Genomic DNA, 1,098 nt, shown 5'->3' with positions numbered 1-1,098 from the left:
TGTTTCATCAACGCCCGTAGCAGCTTCGCCTGTGTCCTGTCCATGTGTACCTCCAGAGATTGAAACCATCAGATTATACGTGACCCTGCTCCACAATGCAACTAGAGCCCCTCCGGTAACAGACCTCATCACGGAATGAGGTTGTCAGGCCTCTTCTTCGCTCAAAGATTGGAGTTCGTAGAGGTTCTTGTAGATGCCGCCCTTTGCAACCAATTCCTCGTGGGTTCCGGATTCGCTGATCTGTCCTTTCTGTACCACGAGAATGCGGTCCACCGTGCGAATAGTCGACAGGCGGTGCGCGACGATGATACTCGTACGACCCGTGAGGATCTTGCGGATGGCCGCCTGGATCACAGCTTCGGACTCGGTGTCGATGTCCGAGGTGGCCTCGTCAAGGATGAGAACTTTGGGGTCAAAGTACAGCGCCCGGGCAAAGGAAATGAGCTGCCGCTCTCCCGATGACAAGTTGTTACCGCGCTCGTACAGATGGTGGTGCAGACCTCCCTCGAGGCCTTTCATGAACCCCATGCCCAGGTAGTCGACAATCTCGGCCACTTTCTGCTCATCAGGGTGTTCATCAAAGAGAGCAATATTGTGGAGGACCGTCCCACTGAAAATGAAGACGTCTTGCATGACAAATGCAACGCTTTGACGCAGGAATTCGGCGGGAAGAGTGGCAACATCCACGCCACCCAGCAGGACGCGCCCACTATCGATCCCATAGAAACGTGGGACCAACCCAGTGATGGATGTCTTGCCGGCACCGGTAGCGCCGACGAGTGCAACCGATCCACCCTGTTCCACGTTAAAGCTGATACCCTTGAGGATCTCCTGGCCTGGTGTGTAACTGAGGTGCACATCCTGGAACTCGATACTGAACTCGTGTGGAACAACACCGGCAAAGGTCTCCGGCACATATTCTTCTTGCGGTTCATCAACAATGTGGAAAATCTTCTCGGCCGACGCCATAGCCTGCTGGATCGTGTCGAATTGCTCAGCAACCTCCTGGACTGGCTGGAAGAAGATCTGGGTGTAGAACGTGAACGTCACCAGTGTGCCGAACGACAGCGCTCCCGCAAGGATATGTCCACCACCGTA

At 54.7% G+C, this 1,098-nt stretch carries 1 protein-coding gene; it reads right to left on the bottom strand.

Annotated features, from left to right (window positions below; all coding sequences use genetic code 11):
• Positions 1–144: 144 nt before the first annotated feature.
• Positions 145–1,098, bottom strand: a 954-nt coding sequence (locus SMC5_RS10245) for an ABC transporter ATP-binding protein (protein ID WP_165849076.1), incomplete at its 5' end; no start/stop codon positions are given.

Origin of the sequence: Candidatus Cryosericum odellii (assembly GCF_003570935.1) — a bacterium.
In the GTDB taxonomy this organism is placed as follows: domain Bacteria; phylum Caldisericota; class Caldisericia; order Cryosericales; family Cryosericaceae; genus Cryosericum; species Cryosericum odellii.
The sequence above is the reverse complement of the archived record's forward strand: the minus strand, read 5'-3'. Positions and strand labels throughout refer to the sequence as shown.